Source organism: Pseudomonas sp. PDM18 (assembly GCF_014852585.1).
In the GTDB taxonomy this organism is placed as follows: Bacteria; Pseudomonadota; Gammaproteobacteria; order Pseudomonadales; family Pseudomonadaceae; genus Pseudomonas.
Genome location: NZ_JACVBX010000012.1, coordinates 175,732 through 196,544, shown reverse-complemented (window position 1 = coordinate 196,544; position 20,813 = coordinate 175,732). Strand labels below are relative to the sequence as shown.

Annotated in this window: 19 protein-coding genes and 2 riboswitches; of the genes, 10 read left to right on the top strand and 9 right to left on the bottom strand. The window is 66.9% G+C overall.

Annotated elements, in window-relative coordinates:
* Positions 1–88 precede the first annotated feature (88 nt).
* Entirely contained in the window at positions 89–223 is a 135-nt protein-coding gene (locus tag IB274_RS29865; protein ID WP_263866461.1) for a hypothetical protein, read from the top strand.
* A 305-nt stretch (positions 224–528) separates the two neighbouring features.
* On the top strand, positions 529–1,626 hold the full coding sequence (locus IB274_RS22940) for a 3-deoxy-7-phosphoheptulonate synthase (protein ID WP_192435027.1): 1,098 nt from the start codon (positions 529–531) through the stop codon (positions 1,624–1,626).
* Between the two features lie 298 nt (positions 1,627–1,924).
* Here IB274_RS22940 and cobN read toward each other — a convergent pair whose 3' ends face one another.
* Together cobN and cobW are read right to left on the bottom strand one after the other, a co-directional pair.
* Positions 1,925–5,656 (bottom strand): cobaltochelatase subunit CobN, encoded by a 3,732-nt coding sequence (gene cobN / locus IB274_RS22935; protein ID WP_192435025.1) that lies wholly within the window; start codon positions 5,654–5,656, stop codon positions 1,925–1,927.
* A gap of 103 nt (positions 5,657–5,759) precedes the next feature.
* Positions 5,760–6,812: a cobalamin biosynthesis protein CobW gene (cobW, locus tag IB274_RS22930; protein WP_192435023.1), complete on the bottom strand. Its 1,053-nt coding sequence runs from the start codon at positions 6,810–6,812 to the stop codon at positions 5,760–5,762.
* 94 nt (positions 6,813–6,906) lie between these two features.
* Positions 6,907–7,102: riboswitch (cobalamin riboswitch) on the bottom strand.
* 60 nt (positions 7,103–7,162) lie between these two features.
* Positions 7,163–7,379, top strand: a riboswitch (cobalamin riboswitch).
* Between the two features lie 104 nt (positions 7,380–7,483).
* On the opposite strand from cobW, the gene IB274_RS22925 reads away from it, so the two are divergent.
* From IB274_RS22925 to cobM, 4 genes are all read left to right on the top strand, one after another.
* The gene (locus IB274_RS22925) at positions 7,484–7,669 is read left to right on the top strand and encodes a CbtB domain-containing protein (RefSeq protein ID WP_192435021.1); all 186 of its coding nucleotides are present in this window, start codon (positions 7,484–7,486) and stop codon (positions 7,667–7,669) included.
* Positions 7,670–7,762: 93 nt separating this feature from the next.
* A complete protein-coding gene (locus IB274_RS22920) occupies positions 7,763–8,473 on the top strand; it encodes a CbtA family protein (RefSeq protein ID WP_192435019.1) in 711 nt (236 codons plus the stop codon).
* Positions 8,474–8,550: 77 nt separating this feature from the next.
* Complete coding sequence (locus tag IB274_RS22915; RefSeq protein ID WP_192435017.1) at positions 8,551–8,967, top strand: cobalamin biosynthesis protein; 417 nt, start codon at positions 8,551–8,553, stop codon at positions 8,965–8,967.
* The gene (gene cobM, locus IB274_RS22910) at positions 8,964–9,710 is read left to right on the top strand and encodes a precorrin-4 C(11)-methyltransferase (protein WP_192435014.1); all 747 of its coding nucleotides are present in this window, start codon (positions 8,964–8,966) and stop codon (positions 9,708–9,710) included. Before IB274_RS22915 ends, cobM begins: the two co-directional genes overlap by 4 nt.
* A gap of 5 nt (positions 9,711–9,715) precedes the next feature.
* On the opposite strand, the gene IB274_RS22905 is transcribed toward cobM, so the two are convergent.
* The 3 genes from IB274_RS22905 to ccoG all read right to left on the bottom strand — a co-directional run bounded on the left by IB274_RS22905 (position 9,716) and on the right by ccoG (position 13,293).
* A complete protein-coding gene (locus IB274_RS22905; protein WP_192435012.1) occupies positions 9,716–10,147 on the bottom strand; it encodes a bleomycin resistance protein in 432 nt (143 codons plus the stop codon).
* A 240-nt stretch (positions 10,148–10,387) separates the two neighbouring features.
* The gene (mapR, locus tag IB274_RS22900) at positions 10,388–11,797 is read right to left on the bottom strand and encodes a GntR family transcriptional regulator MpaR (protein WP_192435081.1); all 1,410 of its coding nucleotides are present in this window, start codon (positions 11,795–11,797) and stop codon (positions 10,388–10,390) included.
* 86 nt (positions 11,798–11,883) lie between these two features.
* Positions 11,884–13,293: a cytochrome c oxidase accessory protein CcoG gene (gene ccoG / locus IB274_RS22895; RefSeq protein ID WP_192435010.1), complete on the bottom strand. Its 1,410-nt coding sequence runs from the start codon at positions 13,291–13,293 to the stop codon at positions 11,884–11,886.
* A 345-nt stretch (positions 13,294–13,638) separates the two neighbouring features.
* Here ccoG and IB274_RS22890 point away from each other — a divergent pair, with 345 nt between their 5' ends.
* From IB274_RS22890 to IB274_RS22875, 4 genes are all read left to right on the top strand, one after another.
* On the top strand, positions 13,639–15,303 hold the full coding sequence (locus IB274_RS22890) for a nitrite/sulfite reductase (protein ID WP_192435008.1): 1,665 nt from the start codon (positions 13,639–13,641) through the stop codon (positions 15,301–15,303).
* A complete protein-coding gene (locus tag IB274_RS22885; RefSeq protein ID WP_192435006.1) occupies positions 15,300–15,788 on the top strand; it encodes a DUF934 domain-containing protein in 489 nt (162 codons plus the stop codon). Before IB274_RS22890 ends, IB274_RS22885 begins: the two co-directional genes overlap by 4 nt.
* Before the next feature lie 140 nt (positions 15,789–15,928).
* Complete coding sequence (locus IB274_RS22880) at positions 15,929–16,813, top strand: sugar nucleotide-binding protein (protein WP_192435004.1); 885 nt, start codon at positions 15,929–15,931, stop codon at positions 16,811–16,813.
* A complete protein-coding gene (locus IB274_RS22875) occupies positions 16,806–17,753 on the top strand; it encodes an NAD-dependent epimerase/dehydratase family protein (RefSeq protein WP_192435002.1) in 948 nt (315 codons plus the stop codon). The genes IB274_RS22880 and IB274_RS22875 overlap by 8 nt, the downstream gene beginning before the upstream one ends.
* On the opposite strand, the gene IB274_RS22870 is transcribed toward IB274_RS22875, so the two are convergent.
* The 4 genes from IB274_RS22870 to IB274_RS22855 all read right to left on the bottom strand — a co-directional run bounded on the left by IB274_RS22870 (position 17,734) and on the right by IB274_RS22855 (position 20,813).
* Positions 17,734–18,090, bottom strand: a complete 357-nt coding sequence (locus tag IB274_RS22870; protein WP_192435000.1) for a SirB2 family protein — start codon at positions 18,088–18,090, stop codon at positions 17,734–17,736. The two genes, IB274_RS22875 and IB274_RS22870, sit on opposite strands and share 20 nt — an antisense overlap.
* Positions 18,091–18,147: 57 nt before the next feature.
* Positions 18,148–18,852, bottom strand: a complete 705-nt coding sequence (locus tag IB274_RS22865) for an OmpW family outer membrane protein (protein WP_192434998.1) — start codon at positions 18,850–18,852, stop codon at positions 18,148–18,150.
* A gap of 137 nt (positions 18,853–18,989) precedes the next feature.
* Complete coding sequence (locus IB274_RS22860; protein ID WP_081517114.1) at positions 18,990–19,508, bottom strand: DUF3299 domain-containing protein; 519 nt, start codon at positions 19,506–19,508, stop codon at positions 18,990–18,992.
* 39 nt (positions 19,509–19,547) lie between these two features.
* A complete protein-coding gene (locus IB274_RS22855; protein WP_192434996.1) occupies positions 19,548–20,813 on the bottom strand; it encodes an ABC transporter permease in 1,266 nt (421 codons plus the stop codon).

Genomic DNA, 20,813 nt, shown 5'->3' with positions numbered 1-20,813 from the left:
CGACCAATGTCCATCAGATCGATAGATTCAAGTCATTGATCGGCGCTGCGCGATGCAGTACCTTGGCTCCACTTCCACGGAGAACATCATGCCGTCCAGCCTGTCCATCCAGTCCCTCGCCCGCCTCGGTGCCATCGGCTCCGCAGTTGCTCGCGCGCAGGTTCTGACTGCTGCTGCCGGCTATTTCTTCTATGGGTATTGGTTTAGCCAAAGGCGCGCCTGATACCCCACAGGCGCCCTAGCAAGCAGGGTCGCCAACCAGACAGATTCATGAAACCCCGGTCGGCAACCCGACCGGGGTTTTTGTTTTTCCGGCCCACAAGGCCAACACATTGCCAACGAATTGAATCGGGCCAACACGCCCGGACAGAGGATCAAGCCATGAACACCACTTACTACCGCTATTACCGCAACTCCGACTGGCGATTTAGCAGCGCGCTGCGTGCCACCCAACGAGCCTTGCCACGAACACTTAGATAGAGCGCCGAGCGCGGAGAAACCACCGCGCCGGCCAAGGATGCCAGTCAGATGAACGCTTCCACCTCCGCCCTGATCCGCCCCGAACAGGCAGCCTCCGCCGAAGTCCTCGACCTCCCGCTGCCCTCCGCCCGCCGCCGCGAACAGCCGCTGCCGAGCCCTGCCGAACTGCGCCAGCGCCTGCCGCTGTCCGCCGCCATGGCCCATCGCGTCCGCGAAGGTCGCGAGGCGATCCGCGCCGTCCTCGATGGCCGCGATCCGCGCCTGCTGGTCGTGATCGGCCCCTGCTCGCTGCACGACCCCGTTTCCGCCCTCGAATACGCCGACCGCCTCGCCGAACTGGCGCCGCAGGTGAGCGACCAGCTGTTGCTGGTGATGCGTGCCTACGTTGAAAAACCGCGCACCACCATCGGCTGGAAAGGCCTGGTCTACGACCCGCAGCTCGACGGCAGCGGCGACATGGCCGGCGGCCTGGAGCTGTCGCGCCGGCTGATGCTGGGCATGCTCGAGCGCGGCCTGCCGATCGCCACCGAACTGCTGCAACCGCTGGTGGCCGGCTACTTCGACGACCTGCTGGGCTGGGCCGCCATCGGCGCGCGCACCAGCGAATCCCAGGTACATCGCGAGATGGTCAGTGGCCTCGATCTGCCGGTGGGCTTCAAGAACGGCACAGACGGCAGCATCGGTATCGCCACCGACGCCATGCGCTCGGCGGCGCACCCGCACCAGCACTTCGGCATCGATGCGCTGGGGCGCCCGTCGCTGGTGCAGACCCAGGGCAACCCGGACACCCAGCTGGTGCTGCGCGGCGGTCATGCCGGCCCGAACTTCGACGCGGCCAGCGTGCAGCAGATTCGCCAGGGGCTGGAGAAGCTCGGTCTCGATCCGAGCATCATGGTGGACTGCAGCCACGCCAACAGCGGCAAGAACCCGCTGCGCCAGCCGGCGGTGCTGGATAGCGTGCTCGACCAGCGCGTGGCCGGCGATGCCTCGCTGCGTGGCGTGATGCTGGAGAGTCATCTGTTCGACGGCTGCCAGCCGTTGTCCGGAGAGCTGCGCTACGGTGTCTCGATAACCGATGGCTGCCTGGGCTGGAGCGGCACCGAGGCGCTGTTGCTGAATGCGGCGGAGCGGCTGCGCCGGGGCTGAGCCGCTTTTCGTAGGAGCGAGCTTGCTCGCGAACCAGCTTCCGCTGCGGGGCCCGGGTTCGCGAGCAAGCTCGCTCCTACAGTTCATGCTGATGGGTATCGCTTCGCTCCACGCCATCCTACGAAAGCGCGAAATCCCTCACTGCTCCTCGCTGTCGAATAGATCGTAGGGCGCATAACGCGCCAGCGTTATCCGCCGCGAGGCAATCGGCGGATAACCCGTGCCGGGTTATGCGCCCTACGGTGGTCCACCTTGCCGAGTGCCATCGTGGACGGAGTCCGCTCGAGCGGGAAGTCCCTCATTGCTCTTCGCTGTCCACCAGCAGATTCTCCAGCGTCTCGCGATACTCCCCCGGCTCTTCCCACAACCCGCGCTGCTGCGCTTCCACCAGGCGTTCGGCGATGTCGCGCAGGGCCTCGGGGTTGTGCTGGCGGATGAATTCGCGGGTGCCGTCGTCCAGCAGGTAGGCGTCGGCCAGCAGGCGGTACTGGTGGTCGTCCACCAGTTCGCTGGTGGCGTCGAAGGCGAACAGGTAGTCCACTGTCGCCGCCAGTTCGAAGGCGCCCTTGTAGCCGTGGCGCTTCATGCCGGCGATCCATTTCGGGTTCACCGCGCGGGCGCGCACTACACGGCCGAGTTCTTCCTTCAGGGTGCGGATGCGCGGGTTGTCCGGCTGGCTGTGGTCGCCGTGGTAGCTGGCCAGCGACTGCCCCTGGATGACCTCGGCGGCGGCGAGCATACCACCCTGGAACTGGTAGTAGTCGTTGGAATCGAGGATGTCGTGCTCGCGGTTGTCCTGGTTGTGCAGCACCGCCTGCAGGCCGGACAGGCGCTGGGCGAAACGCTCGCGCGCTGGCGTGCCGTCGTCGCTGGCGCCGTAGGCGTAGCCGCCCCAGTTCAGGTAGGCCTCGGCGAGGTCGGCGCGGCTGTCCCACTGGCGTGATTCGATCACGCCTTGCACGCCGGCGCCGTAAGCGCCGGGCTGCGCGCCGAAGATGCGCCAGCCGGCCTGGCGACGGGCGTCATCACACTCCAATCCCTCGGATTGCAGGCGTGCTTGTTCGGCCCGCACACGAGCGGCCAGCGGGTTCAGGTCCTCCGGCTCGTCCAGCGCGGCGACGGCCTGCACGGCGGCGTCGAACAGGCGGATCAGGTTGGCGAAGGCGTCGCGAAAGAAGCCCGAGACCCGCAGCGTCACGTCGACCCGTGGGCGGTCGAGCAGGCTGATCGGCAGGATCTCGAAGTCTTCCACTCGCTGGCTGCCGGCCTGCCACACCGGGCGCACGCCGAGCAGTGCCAGCGCTTGGGCGATGTCGTCGCCGCCGGTGCGCATGGTCGCCGTGCCCCACACCGACAGGCCGAGCTGGCGCAGGTGGTCGCCGTGGTCCTGCAGGTGGCGTTCGAGCAGCCGACTGGCCGACTGGAAGCCGAGGCGGAAGGCGGTGGGCGTGGGCAGGTTGCGCACGTCCACGGTGAAGAAGTTGCGCCCGGTGGGCAGTACGTCGACCCGTCCGCGACTGGGCGCGCCGCTGGGGCCGGGTGGGACGAAGCGGCCGCCGAGGCCGGCGAGCAGGTGGCCGATTTCGCTGGCGCCACAGGCATCCAGGGTCGGGGCGATCTGCTGGTGAAGTTGCGCGAGCACCGCCGCGCTGGCGCTGCCGGGTGCGCTGACCGAGCCGTCGATCAGGCGCAGGGCGAACAGCTCCAGGCGCTCGCGGGTATCGCCGTTGCTGCGCCAGGGTTCGTCGCTCACCGCAAGCAGCGCGTCCGGGCGCGGGCCTTCCCAGGCCTCGGCGAAAGCTTCGTCCAGCGGGTCGCGGCCCAGCTTCAGGTCCTCGCCCAGGGCGCGCAGCAGGCTGGCGTTGCCGCCACGCCCATCGCCACGCGGGATGCGCACCAGCGACAGCAACGTGTCGCGGCGCAACTCGCCCACGGGAGACTCGCCGAACACATGCAGGCCGTCGCGAATCTGCGATTCCTTGAGGTCGCACAGGTAGGCGTCCAGCTGCGGCAGCCAGCTTTCCGGATCGTCACTCAACTGCAGGCCCAGCTCGCGGTCCAGCGCGGTCTCACGCACCAGCGTGAGGATGTCGCCACGCAGTTCGCTGGCGCGGCGCGGGTCGAGCAGCGAGGCGTCGTAGTACTCGTCGGCCAGGCGTTCGAGGTCGCGCAGCGGGCCGTAGTTTTCCGCGCGGGTCAGCGGCGGCATCAGGTGGTCGATGATCACCGCCTGGGCGCGGCGCTTGGCCTGTGCGCCTTCGCCGGGGTCGTTGACGATGAACGGGTAGAGGTTGGGTAGCGGGCCGAGGATCGCGTCGGGCCAGCATTCCTCCGAGAGCCCGACGCCCTTGCCGGGCAGCCATTCGAGGTTGCCGTGCTTGCCGACGTGGATTACCGCATCGGCGCCGAACACTTCGCGCAGCCAGAAGTAGAAGGCGAGGTAGCCATGAGGCGGCACCAGTGACGGATCGTGGTAGATCGCGGCTGCGTCGAGCTGGTAGCCGCGCGCTGGCTGGATGCCGACAAAGCCCAGGCCGAAGCGCAGGCCCGCGACCATCATCCGGCCGCTGCGGAACATCGGATCCTGTTGCGGCTCGCCCCAGCGCTCGCGCACGGCTTGCTGGTTGGCTTCGGGCAGGCGCGCGAAGCAGGCGAGGTAGTCGTCCAGCGCCAGGCTCTGCGCGCAGGGGCGCAGGTCGAGGCTGTCGAGGTCGTTGCTGACACCACCGAGCAGTTGCTGGATCAGCGCCGTGCCGGAAGCGGGCAGGCCGGCGACCGGATAACCCTGGGCCTCCAGCGCACGCAGGATGTTCAAGGCGGCGGCCGGCGTGTCGAGGCCGACGCCATTGCCGATGCGCCCATCGCGGGTTGGATAGTTGGCGAGGATCAGCGCCACGCGCTTGTCGGCGTTGGCCTTGCGCGCCACCAGCATCCAGCGCCGCGCCAGTTCGGCGACGAAGTCCATGCCCGGCCGGTGCGGCAGGTAGCAGACCACATCGCTCTGGCTGCGCTCGCTGCGCCAGGCCAGGCCCTTGAAGCTGATCGGCCGGGTGATGAGGCGGCCATCCAGTTCCGGCAGTGCGATGTGCATGGCCAGGTCGCGCGGGCCGAGGCCTTGCGGGTTGGCGCGCCAGAGGTCGAGGTTGTCCAGCGAGCAGATCGCTTGCAGCACCGGCACGTCGCGGCGGAACGGCCGGTCCTGTGGCGCCTCCGGGTTCGACTGGGCGAAACCGGTGGTGTTGATGATCAGTTCGGCGTCGGCGCTATCGAGCAGGTTTTCCACTGCTTCCAGGCAGGCGGCTTCCTTGAGGCTGGCCACGGCAATGGGCAGCGGGTTGATGCCCTGGGCCAGCAGGCGATCGCAGAAGGTGTCGATGAAGCCGGTGTTCGCTGCTTGCAGATGCGTGCGGTAGAACAGCAGCGCGGCGACCGGGCACTCGGGATTCCAGTCGGCCTGCCAGCGGGCGAGGTCGCAGCGGCCGGTCTGTGGATGGTAGAGCGCGACGCGGGGCAGCGTTTGCGGCTCGCTCCACGGATAGTCGCGTTGCAGATGGCGCGTGGCGAGGCTGGCGAAGAGGTGCCGGGCGTTGTCCATCCCGCCCTGGCGCAGGTACTGCCAGAGGCGCTCTGCATCCTGCGGCGGGACGCTGCACAGCGCGCTGAGTTCGGGGTCGGGCTTGTCGTCGCCGGGTACCGCGATCAGCGTGACGCCGCGCTCGGCCAACGCCACCAACTGCTCCATGCCGTAGCGCCAGTAGCCGATGCCGCCGTGTACCGAGATCAGGATGACCTTGGCGTGCTGCAGCACTTCGTCGACGTAAAGGTCCACCGAGGCGTGGTTCTGCAGCTGCATCGGGTTGGCCAGCCGCAGGCTCGGGTAGTCCTCCGGCAGCTCGCGGGCGGCCTCGGCGAGCAGTGCCAGGTGCGAGTCGCCGCTGCAGAGAATCACCAGCTCGGCGGGCGTCTGGGCCAGGTGGGCGATGCCGTCGTCGGGGACGAAGCCGCCGGGTTGGGTGCGCAGCAGGTGCATGGGCTTGCTCGGTGTAGGGCTTCATGTAGGAGCGAGCTTGCTCGCGAACCAAACCCCGCTGCGAGGCCGTTCGCGAGCAAGCTCGCTCCTACGAAAAGCAGTGTCACGCCAGGGCGGTACGCAGCTCGTTGGCGATGGTGGCCTGGTCCAGTTCCTGGCCGATCACCACCAGGCGGGTGCCGCGGGTTTCGTCGCTGCGCCAGGCGCGGTCGAAGTGCTTGTCGAAGCGCTTGCCGACGCCCTGTACCAGCAGGCGCATGGGCTTGCCGGGGATGGCGACGAAGCCCTTGATGCGCAGCACGGCGTGGCGCTCGACCAGCGCGCTCAGTGCGTCCAGCAGGGCGCGTTCTTCCACTTCCGGCAGGTCGACATGGAAGGAGTCGAACTCGTCGTGGTCGTGGTCTTCATGACCTTCGTGGTCGTGATGGGTCGGGCGGCTGTCGATGTGCAGCTCGGCTTCGGCGTTCAGCCCCAGCAGCACCGAGAGCGGCAGCTGGCCGGAGTTGGCTTCGACGATCTTCACCGCCGGCGGCAGCTCTTCGGCGACCTCGGCACGCACGCGGGCCAGCGCTTCGGCGTCCAGCAGGTCGGCCTTGTTCAGCACCACCAGGTCGGCGCTGGCCAACTGGTCTTCGAACAGTTCGTGCAGCGGCGATTCGTGGTCCAGGTTCGGGTCCTGCTTGCGCAGCTCGTCCACCTGCTCGGGGTGGGCGGCGAAGGTGCCGGCGGCCACGGCCGGGCTGTCAACCACGGTGATCACCGCGTCCACGGTGCAGGCGTTGCGGATTTCCGGCCACTGGAAGGCCTGTACCAGCGGCTTGGGCAGGGCCAGGCCGGAGGTCTCGATGAGGATCTGGTCGAGGTCGCCACGGCGCGCTACCAGTTCGCGCATTACTGGGAAGAATTCTTCCTGCACGGTGCAGCACAGGCAGCCGTTGGCCAGCTCGAAGACGCGGCCGACCGCTTCTTCTTCGCTGCAACCAATGGAGCACTGCTTGAGGATTTCGCCGTCGATGCCCAGCTCGCCGAATTCGTTGACGATCACCGCGATACGGCGGCCTTCGGCGTTATCGAGCATGTGGCGGAGCAGGGTGGTCTTACCGGCACCGAGGAAGCCGGTGACGATGGTGACGGGGAGTTTGGCCAGGGTTTTCATGCGCGCCTCGCAAGCGAAATTGGGAGGGCGGATGAAGGGCGCGCGCGCGGGTTCGCCGCGCAACGAAGGTCGCCACCGGATCACCCCGCCCGGTTGTCTTGATGCTGCTCGAGGCAGGTCTCCTGGCTCACAGCCCTTTCGTGTTCTTTCGCCTTCCCGCCTTGGTCGGCAGTGGCGTGTGAAAGAACAGGCTGTTCACAGTTGCGGGGGCAGCCGTGGCGCATCCGAAGATTTCCACGTTCCCTCTTAGCTCCGGCCAGCGCCGGAGAACCTCGAAGGGAGGAAGGCTACGCAGCGCGGCCGGGGCGGTCAATCGCCGGGGATCGGTTGACGCCTGCCGGCGGCCGTGATCAGCTAGCGCGGTTTCAGGTGTCTCGCGCTACGCGCGAGGTGAAACGGGAAGCCGGTGCGTCCGCAAGGACCAGTCCGGCGCTGCCCCCGCAACGGTAAGCGCATCGAGGGTCGTCAGTAGCCACTGTGCCAAGGCATGGGAAGGCTGACCCATCCAGCGAAGAGTTTTCGCTGGCGTCGCAAGCCCGGAGACCGGCCTGGAATTCTTCGTTTTTGGCAACCCGCGGTGGGCGGGCGCAGGCCGTGGCGCGACCGTTCGGGCGCGTTCGAATGCGTTCAACCTCTGCGTTCTCTTTCTTTGATCTTCAGAGGGAACGTTCATGTCCAGCAGCATCCTGACGCACGCGTCGAGCACTTCCATCCCCCTTTCCAAGCGCATCAGCCTGGCCGTCGGCGCCAGCCTGCTCGGTGCGCTGCTGGTGTACTTCGCCGGTTTCTCGCACATCGACGCGGTGCACAACGCCGCCCATGACACCCGCCATAGCGCCGGTTTCCCCTGCCATTGATGTGCGCCGCCTGCGCGTAAGCGCAGCGGATTCGAGGTACTCGCGATCGCTGGTTCGCCGCGTTCGTAGCCTCGTCTTGTCCGGAGAACTGCAATGATCAAACGTATCGCCCAGACCGCCGGTTTCGCCGGTCTGATCGCGGCGCTGGTGCTGACCCTGGTCCAGCTGCTGTGGGTATCCCCGCTGATCCTCAAGGCGGAAACCTATGAGAAATCCGAACCGGCCGCCGTGCTGGTCGAGGAGCACGCCCACGAGCACGCCGACGGCGCTGCTGCGGGTCATCACCATGATGCGGAAGCCTGGGAGCCAGAAGACGGCTGGCAGCGCATTATTTCCACCACCGGCGGCAACCTGGTGGTCGCGGTGGGCTTCGCCCTGATGCTGGCCGGCCTGTTCACCCTGCGCGAACCGGGCAGGGTCTCCGAGGGCCTGTTCTGGGGGCTGGCCGGTTTCGCCGTGTTCACCCTGGCGCCGTCCCTCGGCCTGCCGCCGGAGGTCCCTGGCACGGCCGCCGCCGACCTGAGCCTGCGGCAGATCTGGTGGATCGGCACCGCTGCCGCCACCGCCGTTGGTCTTGCTTTGCTGGTGTTCGGCCGCCACTGGGCGCTGCGCATCGTCGGCCTCGCGTTGCTGGTGGTGCCGCACTTAATCGGCGCGCCGCAGCCGGAAGTCCATTCCAGCCTCGCGCCGGAAAGCCTGGCCCACGAGTTCATCATCGCCTCGCTGGTCACCAACGCGGTGTTCTGGGCGGCGCTCGGCCTGGTCGCGGCCTGGCTGTTCCGCCGCTTCGCGCCATCGGCCTGATCCACACGCTATGCTCGACCCCGCAGCCGGTTCGGCCGTCTGCGGGGTTTTTATTTTGATCTTCAAGGAGAGCGACCATGACACTGGTTGCCGGCCTCGGTTGCCGCCGGGGTTGCCCGCTCGACGAACTGCGCGCGCTATTGCGAGAGACATTGGCCGAAACGGGGCTCGACGAGTCGAACCTCACCGCGCTGGCCAGTGCCACACTGAAGGCAGACGAAGAGGGGTTGACCGCCCTGGCCGCCGCCCTCGATCTGCCGCTGGCGCTGTTCACGCCGCAACAGCTCGCGGCCTGCGAGAAGCGCCTGGGCGACCCTTCCGAAACCGTGCGCGCGGCCACCGGCAGTGCGAGCGTGGCCGAAGCGGCGGCATTGCTGCAGGCCGAGGCGCAAGGTGGTGCGCCGGCACGCCTGCTGATGGGCAAGCGCCGCAGCGAGCAGGCCACCTGCGCACTCGCTTTCATCCCCGTCGAATCCGCACAGGAGCCGTCATGACGGTCTACTTCATCGGCGCCGGCCCCGGCGATCCCGAGCTCATCACGGTCAAGGGCCAGCGGCTGATCCGCAACTGCCCGGTGATCCTCTACGCGGGTTCCCTGGTGCCGCCGGCCGTGCTGGAAGGGCACAGCGCCGAGCGCGTGGTGAATACCGCCGAGCTGAATCTTGAGGAGATCGTAGCGCTGCTGACCCAGGCTCACGGCGAGGGCAAGGATGTGGCGCGGGTGCACTCCGGCGACCCCTCGCTGTACGGCGCCATCGGCGAGCAGATCCGTCACCTGCGTGAGTTGGGTATCGCCTACGAGATTGTCCCCGGCGTCACCGCGACTTCCGCCTGCGCGGCGATTCTGGGTTGCGAGCTGACCTTGCCGGACATCTCCCAGACACTGATCCTCACCCGCTACGCCAGCAAGACGCGCATGCCCGAAGGCGAGTCGCTGGCGGAACTGGCGCAGCACCGAGCGACCCTGGCTATTCACCTGGGCGTCGGCCAGTTGGCGAACATCGTCGCCGAACTGCTGCCGCACTACGGCGCGGACTGCCCCATCGCGGTGATCCATCGCGCCAGTTGGCCGGACCAGGACCAGGTCACCGGCACCCTCGGCGACATCCTGCCCAAGGCACACGCCAAGGGCTTCCGGCGCACCGCGCTGATCCTGGTGGGCAAGGTGCTGGGGGCGGAGGGGTTTGCCGATTCGTCGCTGTACAGCGCGGGGCATGCGCATCTGTATCGGCCGTAGCGAAATCAGTCGGCTGGCAGCGGCCGCGATCCAAGGCTCTGGGCGAAGCGTAACAGGTAGCCGTCCGGGTCCTGGACGAGGAAATTGCGCTCCCCGTACAACTGTTCGTCCTGCCGGTACCAGCGCTCCTCAACGGGTTTGCGTAGCGAGATACGCGCCTCGTTCAGTGAACTCACCAGCGCCTGAATATCGGGGCAGCGGATGGAGAAGTTGATGCCTCGTCCCAGTGGTGGGTCCAGTGGGCGCACGCTCCATGGCGAGTCGGAATGCCAGTCCTGCTCCAGCATGAGCTGGCTGTCGCCAAAGGAAAGAAAAGCGAAGTCGTCTTCGCGGCGCTGGTACTCGATGGCGAAACCGAGCACCTCGCAGTAGAAGTGCAGGCTTCTCGTCAGGTCCGCGACGATCAGCTCCGGCACCAGGGCGTTCATCTTCAGCATGTCGGTGTTCTCACGCCAGCCACGGCTCCCCGCGCGGCAGCATTCCGCGCCGCAGGTACCAGCGCACCCACAGGTGCACGCCGAGCGCGGCGCTCACTGTGAGCAGGATCATCAAGCCTTCCGCATCCATGGCAGCTTCCCTCGTCCGGGTTTTCCTGCCTGACAGACTATTCCTGCGACAACTTGCCGCATAGGTACAGAAGGTTTCCGAATGTACGGATCAGTCCCTCGGCGCGCGCCCTACAACGAGTGAATGATCCGACCGAGTGTTTCCATGGCCTGTTCGCTCGCCGTGGTCCACGGGTGGCCATAGTTCAATCGCAGGCAGTGGCCGAAGCGCCGCGTCGCCGAGAAGATCGGCCCTGGCGCGAGGCTGATGCCCTGGGCATGGGCGAGTTGGAACAGCTTGAGCGCGTCGATCTGCTCGGGCAGCTCCAGCCACAGGAAGTAGCCGCCGCTGGGCCGGGTGACGCGGGTGGCGGCGGGGAGGTGCCGGGCCACGGCGGCGAGCATCGCGTGCTGCTGGCTTTCCAGCGCGTGGCGCAGCTTGCGCAGGTGGCGGTCGTAGCCGCCGTGCTGCAGGTAGTCGGCGATGGCCGCCTGCGCTGGCACCGAGGCGGACAGGCTGGTCATCAGCTTGAGTCGCTCGATCTGCTCGGCGTAGCGTCCGCCGGCTACCCAGCCGACCCGGTAGCCCGGCGCCAGGCTCTTGGAGAAGGAGCTGCAGTGCATCACCAGCCCTTCGCTGTCGAACGCCTTCACCGGCTTGGGCGCCTGGGCGGCGAAGTACAGTTCGGCGTAGACGTCGTCCTCGATCAGCGGCACCTGATACTGGCTGAGCAAGGCGGCGAGGGCGCGTTTCTTGTCTTCGGCCATGCTGGCGCCCAGCGGGTTCTGGAAGTTGCTCATGAACCAGCAGGCCTTGATCGGCAGGCGCGCGAGGCTGTCGGCGAGCACGTCGAGGTCGATGCCTTCGCGCGGGTGCACGGGGATTTCAACCGCCTTCAATTTCAGCCGTTCCAGCACTTGCAGGCTGGCGTAGAAAGCGGGGGCTTCGATGGCCACCAGATCGCCCGGCTGGGTCACCACCTGCAGGCAGAGGTTCAGCGCTTCCAGCGCGCCGTTGGTGACCACCAGTTCTTCCACCGGCAGCGGCATGCCGCCGACCATGTAGCGCAGGGCGATCTGCCGGCGCAGCGCGTGGCTGCCGGGAGCGAGGTCGGCGACCACCGAGCGCGGGTCCATGTCGCGCACGGCGTGGGCCATGGAGCGCGCCAGGCGCGGCAGGGGGAACAGTTCCGGCGCCGGGAAGGCCGAGCCGAAGGGCACGGTGTCCGGGTCCTTGATCGAGCTGAGTACCGAGAACACCAGTTCGCTGACGTCCACCTCGGTGGTTTGCGCGTCGTGGCGGGCAATCTCCGGCTCGGCCAGGGCACGCTGCACGTGCTCGCGGACGAAATAGCCCGAGCGCGCGCGGGCGACGATCAGGCCGCGATCCTCCAGCAGGTAATAGGCCTGGAACACCGTGGAAGCGCTGACCCCATAGGTGCGGCTGGCGTGCCGCACCGAGGGGACTTTCTGGCCGGGGGCGAGCACGCCGCTGCGGATCAGGCCGGCGATCTCGTCGGCGAATTTCTCGTAGCGCTTCATCTTGTCCTGCACGGCAGCCTGAGGGGCGGAAGAATCCGCCCACTCTAGGCGCTGCGCCGAGGTCACGCCAAGCTCCCGTGCCATGCTCAGCGCCTCGGCGAGACGAAGGTGCTGGCGGCGTCGATCTCTTCATTGCCGTCGCTAACCCTGAAGTGCAGCGGCACCGAACCCCCGGCGCTGCTCTGCGCCAGGCTTGCCACCGAGACGGCGAAGTCGCGGATCTCGCCTGGCTGCAACATCAGCTCCGGCACGCCTTGCAGGCGGTAGCCGGCGCCATCGGCGAGGCTCAGCTGGTAATGCTGCGGCTGCTGGGTCTTGTTGATCAGCTTGAGGTTGTAGATGTTCTCAATCTCGCCGGCGGCGTTCTCGCGGAACAGGCCACGGTCGCGGGCGACGTCGAGGTTGATCAGCGGCCGTGCCTCCAGCGCCCAGACGAAGGCGCCGATCATCACCAGCAGCACCGCCGCGTAGCCGATCAGGCGTGGGCGCAGCAGGTGGGTCTTGCCGCCTTCCAGCGCGCTTTCCGAGGTGTAGCGCACCAGGCCGCGGTCGTAGCCCATCTTGTCCATCACCGAGTCGCAGGCGTCGATGCAGGCGGCGCAGCCGATGCAGGCGATCTGCAGGCCGTCGCGGATGTCGATGCCAGTGGGGCAGACCTGCACGCACTGGTGGCAGTCGATGCAGTCGCCCAGGCCGAGGGCTTTGGGATCGGCGTCCTTCTTGCGCGCGCCGCGGGATTCACCGCGCGCCGCGTCGTAGGAAATGATCAGCGTGTCCTTGTCGAACATCACGCTCTGGAAGCGCGAATACGGGCACATGTGGATGCACACTTGCTCGCGCAGCCAGCCGGCGTTGGCGTAGGTGGCGGCGGCGAAGAAGGCGACCCAGAAGGTGCTTTCCAGGTCCAGCTTGAGGGTGAACAGGTCCGCCACCAGCGGGCGAACCGGGGTGAAGTAGCCGATGAAGGTGATCGCCGTAACCAGGCTGATCAGCAGCCAGAGGCCATGCTTGGCGCCCTTGCGCAAGACCTTCTCGGCGCTGATAGGGCCGGCGTCGCGCTTCATCCGCTGGTTGCGGTCGCCCTCAGTGACCTGTTCGGCCCACATGAAGATCCAGGTCCACACGCTCTGCGGGCAGGTGTAGCCGCACCAGACGCGGCCGGCGAACACCGTGATGAAGAAGAGGCCGAAGGCCGCGATGATCAGGATCGCCGAAAGCAGGATGAAGTCCTGCGGCCAGAAGGTCGCGCCGAAGATGTAGAACTTGCGCTCGGGCAGGTCCCAGAGCACCGCCTGGCGGCCGTTCCACGTAAGCCACAGGGTGCCGAAGAACAGCAGGAACAGCAGGCCGCCACCCAGGCGCCGCAGGTCGCGGAAACGCCCGGCGAAGCGCTTGGTGTAGACCGTCGGGGTCACCGCCGACAGCGGTTTTGGCGGCGGGGTGAAACGTTGCGGTGCGTCGATCTCGATGATCTTCGCTTGAATTCTTTCGCTCATTGTCGTGGCCCATCAGGCAGAAGAGGCGCCGCGACTGTACGAATCGGTCTGCACCCGAAACAGATTCAGGTTCGTCGGAAAAAACCGTATCAGATGGCTGAAAACGCTCCGCCCCGCGCTGCTGGCGGTCTGGCTTGCTGCGCGATGGGGCGGCTGATCGGGCTTGTTGCGGCAACCGGTCGCAGCCCCGACGGGGCAGGCGCGGGGCACATCTGATCCGGTTTTTCCCGCGCGATCTGCCGCTGTTTTGCACAGCAGGCGCCGGCCACTATTCGGTCAACCCTGAAGTAGCGCGCCCGACGACAGAAGCAGGCGGCTACGCAACGTCCCGAAGGTGGCCTGGCGATGTACCGATACGATGATTACGACCGCGCCCTGGTGCGCGAACGGGTGGCGCAGTTCCGTGACCAGGTGCAGCGGCGCCTGAGCGATGAGCTGAGCGAAGAGGAATTCCTGCCGCTGCGCCTGCAGAACGGTCTGTACCTGCAGAAGCACGCCTACATGCTGCGGGTGGCGATTCCCTACGGCACGCTGTCCAGCGAGCAGATGCGCACCCTGGCCTGGATCGCCCGCGAGCACGATCGCGGCTATGGCCACTTCACCACGCGGCAGAACATCCAGTTCAACTGGGTCGAGCTGGCGCGGGTGCCGGACATTCTCGAGCGCCTGGCGGACGTCGAGATGCACGCCATCCAGACTTCCGGCAACTGCGTGCGCAATATCACCACCGAGGCCTTTGCCGGTGTCGCCGCCGACGAGTTCCTCGACCCGCGACCACTGGCGGAAATCCTCCGCCAGTGGTCGACGGTGAACCCCGAATTCCTCTTCCTGCCGCGCAAGTTCAAGATTGCGATCTGCGCCGCCGAGGAAGACCGCGCGGCGGTGATGATGCACGACATCGGCCTCTACCTGCGCCGCGCCGAAGACGGCGAGCTACGCCTGAAGGTGCTGGTGGGCGGCGGGCTGGGGCGCACGCCGATGCTCGGCCAGGTGATCCGCGACGACCTGCCCTGGTGGCATTTGCTGTCGTACGTCGAGGCCATCCTGCGCGTGTACAACCGCCATGGCCGGCGCGACAACAAGTACAAGGCGCGGATCAAGATCCTGGTGAAGGCGCTGGGTATCGAGGCGTTTTCCCGGGAAGTGGAGGAGGAGTGGCAGCACCTGCGCGACGGCGAGGCGCAGTTGACCCTCGACGAGTACCAGCGCGTCGCTGCTGCCTTCGAGCCGCCAATCTACGCAGTTTCCGACGACCTCGCCTTCGGTGCGGCGCTGGCCGCTGATGCCACGTTCGCCCGCTGGGTCTCGCGTAATGTGCGCCCGCACCGCGTGCCGGGCTATGCCAGCGTGGTGCTGTCCACCAAGCCGGGCGCCGAGGCGCCGCCGGGGGATGCGACCGCCGAGCAGATGGAACAGGTGGCCGATTGGGCCGAGCGCTTCGGCTTCGGTGAAATCCGCGTTGCCCACGAGCAGAACCTGGTGCTGCCGGACGTGCGCAAAGCCGACCTCCATGCGCTCTGGCAGGAAGCCTGCGTCGCCGGCTTGGGCACGCCGAACCAGGGCCTGCTGACCGACATCATCGCCTGCCCCGGCGGCGACTTCTGCGCGCTGGCCAACGCCAAGTCGATCCCCATCGCCCAGGGCATCCAGCAGCGCTTCGAGGACCTCGACTACCTGCACGATCTGGGCGACCTCAGCCTGAACATCTCCGGCTGCATGAACGCCTGCGGCCATCACCATATAGGCAACATCGGGATTCTCGGCGTCGATAAGAACGGCAGCGAGTGGTACCAGATCACCCTGGGCGGGGCGCAGGGGGTGAAGAGCGCGCTGGGCAAGGTGATTGGCCCGTCGTTCAGCGCGGCCGAGGTGCCGGATGTGATCGAGGCGCTGGTGCGCACCTATGTGGAACAGCGCGGCGCGGGGGAGCGCTTCGTCGAAACGGTCGAGCGCATCGGCCTGGAGCCATTCAAGGCGCGGGTCTACCGCCAGGCGGAGGTGCCGGCGTGAAGAATCTGATTCATCTGCGAGACGGTTTGGCGGAAGTGGCGGCGGGCGATCCCTGGGAGTGGCTGCGCGAAGTGCCGGAGGAATTGCCCGAGGGACGGCTGATCCTGCCGTTGAAGAGTTGGCTGGCGCTGGAGTCCGGTGCGGGTTTCGGCGTCTGGCTGGCACCGGAAGATGATCCCGAGGAGCTCATCTGGCGCTTGCAGGAGCCGGCGCTGATCGCCATCGACTTCCCCAGCTTCCGCGACGGTCGCGGCTACAGCCTGGCCTACCTGTTGCGCAGCCGCCTCGGCTGGCGCGGCGAGCTGCGCGCGGTGGGTGATGTGCTGCGTGACCAGTTGGCGCACATGCGTCAGTGCGGTTTCGATGCCTTCGCCGTGCGCGAGGACAAGTCCGTGGAAGACGCGCTGAAGGGCCTGGCAGGCCTGAGCGTGCTCTATGGCCGCTCGGTGATCGAGCCGCGCCCGCTGTTCCGTCGCCGCTCCTAGAACGGCAGCGCCGCGTGCGGCCGAGGCTGCAGCGGGTCGGCCAAGCTTGACGCTGTGCCGGGGCACAGGAAAAATGCGGGCATCATCCCCGGCACATTGCGCGCCGGCGGTAACCCACGGATTCGAGTGACCCCCAGAATATGCGCATGCGCCTGATGCTGTTGGGTGGCGGTAATGCCCTTGGACAGGCGCTGATACGCCTTGGCGCCGAGGAAGACATCGGCTTCCTCGCCCCCCGGCCGCCCGAACAGGGCTGGGACGCTTCCAGCCTCACCGTCCTGCTGGACGAGACCCGCCCCGACGCGGTGATCAACCTTGCCTACTACTACGACTGGTTCCAGGCCGAGGCCGTCGAAGCCGCTCGCCTGGCCAGTCAGGAGCGCGCGGTGGAGCGTCTGGCTGAACTCTGCCAGCACCACGAGATCCTGCTCATCCAGCCGTCCAGCTACCGCGTGTTCGATGGCGCCCGCGCCACTGCCTACAGCGAGAAGGACGAGCCGTTGCCCCTGGGCCCGCGTGGCCAGGCGCTATGGCGCATGGAACAGTGGGTGCGGGCGACCTGTCCGCGGCACGTGCTGCTGCGTTTCGGCTGGCTGCTGGACGACAGCACCGACGGCGTGCTCGGCCGCTTCCTCGAGCGTGCCGAGAAGGAGCAGGTGCTGTTCCTCGCCGACGACCGGCGCGGCAACCCGACTCCGGTGGATGACGCCGCGCGGGTGATCCTCTCCGTGCTCAAGCAGCTCGACTGCCAGGCGCCGCTGTGGGGCACCTACCACTATGGCGGCCTTGAAGCCACGACCACTCTGTCCCTGGGCCAGGTAGTGCTCGGCGAGGCACGCGCCTTCCATACCCTGGCCGTCCAGGAGCCGAGCCCGCAGGCCCACGCCGCGCGCCCGGACGCTGGCGACGAACCGCAGCACGCGGTGCTCGCCTGCAAGAAAATCCTCCATACCTTCGGTATCAAGCCGCGCGCCTGGCGCGCCGGCCTGCCCGCCTTGCTGGATCGCTATTACCGCCATGTCTGATCGTCTTTCCCCCTCCGCGCAGCCCATCCTCATCACCGGCGGCGCGGGGTTCATCGGCTCCCATCTGGCCGACGCGCTGCTGGCGCAGGGTTTCGCCGTGCGCGTGCTGGACGATCTGTCCACCGGCAAGCGCGAGAACCTCGACAGCCGGGTCGACCTGATAGTCGGCAACGTCGCCGATGAAGCCGCCCTGCGTGGCGCGCTGAGCGGTTGCCAGGGCGTCGTGCACCTGGCGGCCATCGCCTCGGTGCAGGCTTCGGTGGAGGACCCGGTGGGCACCCACCGCGCCAACTTCATCGGCACCCTGAACCTCTGCGAGGCCATGCGCGAGGAGGGCATCCACCGGGTGTTGTTCGCGTCCAGCGCGGCGGTCTACGGGCAGAATGGCGAAGGTTCCGCCATCGACGAGGACGTGGTGAAGGCGCCGCTGACGCCTTACGCCGCAGACAAGCTGGCCAGCGAGTACTACCTGGACTTCTACCGTCGCGAGCATGGCCTTGAGCCGGCGATCTTCCGCTTCTTCAACGTCTATGGCCCGCGCCAGGACCCGTCCTCGCCGTATTCCGGGGTGATCAGCATTTTCGCCCGGCGCGCCGAGCAGGGCCTGCCGATCACCGTGTTCGGCGACGGCGAGCAGACCCGCGACTTCATCTACGTCGGCGATCTGGTGAAGCTTCTGGTGACGGCGCTACTGGCCGATGACGTGGCCGAGTCGGCAATCAATGTCGGCCTCGACCAGTCCACCAGCCTCAATCAGTTGCTGGCCGAGATCGGCAAGCTCACCGGCGGTCTGCCGCCGATCACCTACCAGCCGGCGCGCCACGGCGATATCCGCCATTCCCGCGCGGATAATCGTCGCCTGCTGGAGCGCTACAGCCTGGACGCCCCCACGCCGCTGGCCGAAGGCCTGGCCCAGTTGATCACCACCAGGGTTTGTTGACCGCCAGGTAGAAGATGCCGGCCAGCGAGCCCAGTGCCAGAACACTGAGCAGCGCCTTGGCCGGCCTCGCGGCGCTGCGCAGGGCAAAGGCCGCCAGCACGATGTAGAGCACCAGCAGGCCGAGCTTCACCTGTAGCCAGACCGGCAGTGGCCAGGGCATCGCCAGGTGCACCAGGCCCAGGGCGCTGAGCAGCAGCAGGGTATCGACGAGATGGGGCAGTCCGCGCTGCCAGCCGGTTGGATGCCTGCCCCACCAGCTCAGGCCCAGTCGCAGCAGGAAAAGCAGGGTACTGATGATCGCCAGGCTGACGTGCAGGGCTTTGAGTTCGAGGTACATACCGGTTCCCTGAAAGTGAAAAAGGCGCCCAAGGGCGCCTTTTTCATATTTGCTCCGTCAGAAACGGTAGCCGAAACCGACCATGTAAACCCAGGGGTCGACGTCGACGTCGACTTTGGTTTTCTGGTATCCCAGCGCGGTCGGGCCGTTGACGCTGGCTTTGGTGTCGATGTCCATGTACCAGACCGCGGCGTTGACGAAGGCGTGTTCGTTGAGCATGTAGTCCATGCCCAGCTCGGCCGCCAAGCCCCAGGAGTCCTGCAGCTTCAGATTGCTGAAGCCCTGGTCCTTGCGGTTGCTGGACAGGTCTTCGTCGAAGAAGGTGGTGTAGTTCACGCCCAGGCCGCCGTACGGCTGGAAGGCAGAGTTGGTACCACCCATGGGGTAGTACTGCAGCAGTACGGTCGGCGGCAGCTGCTTGATGTCGGCGAGCTTGCCGTCCAGGCCACCGCCCAGGCCCTTGACATCGACCTGGTGCTTGAACGGGGTGGCGGCGACCAGCTCAATACCGATCTTGTCGGTGAGCAGGTAGGCGAAGGTCAGACCCAACTGGGTGTCGCTGTCCACGGTGGCCTTGGTGCCGCTGGCCTTCACGCCGTCGAACTTGAGGGCGCTGCTGCTGTCATCGGGCGCTACGGTGGCGATACCGCCGCGCACCAGGAAGTCGCCAGCCTGGTGGCCGCGGATATCGGCGGCCTGGGTCACGGCGGGAATGGTTGCGGCGAGTGCGAGAAGCGAAGGGGCGATCCAGGACTTACGCATGATGAGCTCCAATATCTCTTTGGTATAAGTGTTGGTGCCCAGAATAGTAGACAGCGCTAAAAGCGCACTTTTGACCTGGCTCAATAAAGCCCCCAAGCTTTGTCAGAATCGAGGGCGCGGCAAAACGCCGCGCCCACTCACTGCCCGGTATATTCGTAGGGTTCGATGCTGCTGGCCTGCATCTGGTAGCCGGCCTCGGCGAGGTCGCTTTCCATCGCCTTCACGCTCATCCTGCCGATGATCCAGAAGGGTTGATAAAGCTCGTCGACTTTTACGCCCTTGCCGCCTCGAACATAGACGATCTGGTTGGACGGCGGCGCTGGCACATGGATGCAGGCGCCGTAATAGGGCACCAGCAGGAAGTCGCGAACGGTCTGGCCGTCTTCCTCCACTTCCAGCGGCACGATGTAGCCCGGCATCTTCACTTCCTGGCCGTCCAGCTGCTGTACCACGGGGGCGTTGGGTATCTGCTGCTTCACCGCCGGGCCACTCTCCGAGTTGAGTACATCGGAGAGCTTGGACATGTCGTGCAGCGGCACCGGCGGCGGGGGCGGCGGTGCGCCCTCGGGGATCAGTTCCGGCCAGCTCAGCTCACGCGGCGCCGCCCAGACGGCGGCGCTGGTGAGCATCAGCAGGAGAAACAGCAGGCGACGCATGGGGCTTTCCTTCAGGGGGCTGGCTCGCAGGGGGCTGAATCAGAGGCGGATCGACAGGCCATCGGCCAGCGATTGCCGGTAGGCACGCCACGCCGGTACACAACCGATCAGCAGCGCCGCCAGGAGTATGCCGCCCAGCAGTGACCATTCATAGGCACTGGGCAGCGCCAATGGCAGGAAGATGCCGTAGTTCGCCTGAACGTACGCCTGGCTGCCGGCGATGCCCGCATAGAGCAGCCCGATGCCCAGCGCCACGCCGGCCAGCGCCAGGGCGAAGGCTTCCGCCACCAGCAGGCTGAAAATGTGCCAGGGCCGCGCGCCCACCGAGCGCAGGATGGCCATCTCGCGGCGGCGTTCGTTGAGGCTGGTGAGGATGGCGGTGAGCATGCCGATCAGGCCGGTCAGCACCACGAACAGCGAGACTACGAACAGCGCCTTTTCCGCCGTGCCCATCAGCCCCCAAAGCTCCTGCAGCGCCACGCCCGGGAGGATTGCCATCAGCGGCTCGCCGTCGTATTCGTTGATCTGCCGTTGCAGAGTGAAGGTCGCCACCTTGCTCTTCAGGCCCAGCAGGAAGGCGGTGATCGCCTTGGGCTGCAGGTCCATGCCGCGCGCCTGGTCTTCGCTGACGCGGTCGGCGCCGCGTGCCGGGACGCCGTTCTTCCAGTCGACGTGCAGCGCCTCCATGCCTTGCAGCGAGATGTGCAGGGTGCGGTCCACCGGCGTACCGGTGCGCTTGAGGATGCCGACCACGGTGAACGGCTTGTCGTCGTGCTGGACCAGACTGATGGTGCTGACGCCGTGGGCCAGGACGATCTTGTCGCCCAGCTTGTAGTGCAGCGCCTCGGCCACTTCCGCGCCGAGCACCACGTCGAACAGGTCCTGGCCGAACGGCTTACCCTCTGCCAGTTCCAGCGTCTGCCCGCGGCCAAAGCGATAGTGCTCGAAGTAGCCGGTGTCGGTGCCCATGACGCGATAGCCGCGGTGCGAATCGCCCAGTGAGATCGGGATGGCCCACTTCACCAGCGGGCTGTGGGTCACCGTCTCGTAGCTTTCCCAGCGGATGTTGTTGGTGGCGTTGCCGATGCGGAACACCGAGTAGAGCAGCAGGTTCACCGAGCCGGAGCGGGCGCCAACGATCAGGTCGGTGCCGGAGATGGTGCTGGCGAAGCTGGCCTTGGCCTCGGTGCGCACGCGCTCCACCGCCAGCAGCAGACAGGCGGAGAGCGCGATGGCGAAGATGGTCAGCAGCGCGGTGAAGCGGCGGTTGGACAGGCTGGCGAGCGCCAGGCGCAACAGGTACAT

Excerpts from the sequence above, each read along its gene's own strand:
- cobW (WP_192435023.1), bottom strand. The coding sequence starts at position 6,812 with ATGAAAACCCTGGCCAAACTCCCCGTCACCATCGTCACCGGCTTCCTC.
- IB274_RS22875 (WP_192435002.1), top strand. The coding sequence starts at position 16,806 with ATGTCTGATCGTCTTTCCCCCTCCGCGCAGCCCATCCTCATCACCGGC.
- IB274_RS22925 (WP_192435021.1), top strand. The coding sequence starts at position 7,484 with ATGTCCAGCAGCATCCTGACGCACGCGTCGAGCACTTCCATCCCCCTT.
- IB274_RS22920 (WP_192435019.1), top strand. The coding sequence starts at position 7,763 with ATGATCAAACGTATCGCCCAGACCGCCGGTTTCGCCGGTCTGATCGCG.
- mapR (WP_192435081.1), bottom strand. The coding sequence starts at position 11,797 with ATGAAGCGCTACGAGAAATTCGCCGACGAGATCGCCGGCCTGATCCGC.
- IB274_RS22855 (WP_192434996.1), bottom strand. The coding sequence starts at position 20,813 with ATGTACCTGTTGCGCCTGGCGCTCGCCAGCCTGTCCAACCGCCGCTTC.
- cobN (WP_192435025.1), bottom strand. The coding sequence starts at position 5,656 with ATGCACCTGCTGCGCACCCAACCCGGCGGCTTCGTCCCCGACGACGGC.
- IB274_RS22940 (WP_192435027.1), top strand. The coding sequence starts at position 529 with ATGAACGCTTCCACCTCCGCCCTGATCCGCCCCGAACAGGCAGCCTCC.
- IB274_RS29865 (WP_263866461.1), top strand. The coding sequence starts at position 89 with ATGCCGTCCAGCCTGTCCATCCAGTCCCTCGCCCGCCTCGGTGCCATC.
- cobM (WP_192435014.1), top strand. The coding sequence starts at position 8,964 with ATGACGGTCTACTTCATCGGCGCCGGCCCCGGCGATCCCGAGCTCATC.
- IB274_RS22870 (WP_192435000.1), bottom strand. The coding sequence starts at position 18,090 with ATGTACCTCGAACTCAAAGCCCTGCACGTCAGCCTGGCGATCATCAGT.
- ccoG (WP_192435010.1), bottom strand. The coding sequence starts at position 13,293 with ATGAGCGAAAGAATTCAAGCGAAGATCATCGAGATCGACGCACCGCAA.
- IB274_RS22890 (WP_192435008.1), top strand. The coding sequence starts at position 13,639 with ATGTACCGATACGATGATTACGACCGCGCCCTGGTGCGCGAACGGGTG.
- IB274_RS22905 (WP_192435012.1), bottom strand. The coding sequence starts at position 10,147 with ATGCTGAAGATGAACGCCCTGGTGCCGGAGCTGATCGTCGCGGACCTG.
- IB274_RS22880 (WP_192435004.1), top strand. The coding sequence starts at position 15,929 with ATGCGCATGCGCCTGATGCTGTTGGGTGGCGGTAATGCCCTTGGACAG.
- IB274_RS22915 (WP_192435017.1), top strand. The coding sequence starts at position 8,551 with ATGACACTGGTTGCCGGCCTCGGTTGCCGCCGGGGTTGCCCGCTCGAC.
- IB274_RS22860 (WP_081517114.1), bottom strand. The coding sequence starts at position 19,508 with ATGCGTCGCCTGCTGTTTCTCCTGCTGATGCTCACCAGCGCCGCCGTC.
- IB274_RS22865 (WP_192434998.1), bottom strand. The coding sequence starts at position 18,852 with ATGCGTAAGTCCTGGATCGCCCCTTCGCTTCTCGCACTCGCCGCAACC.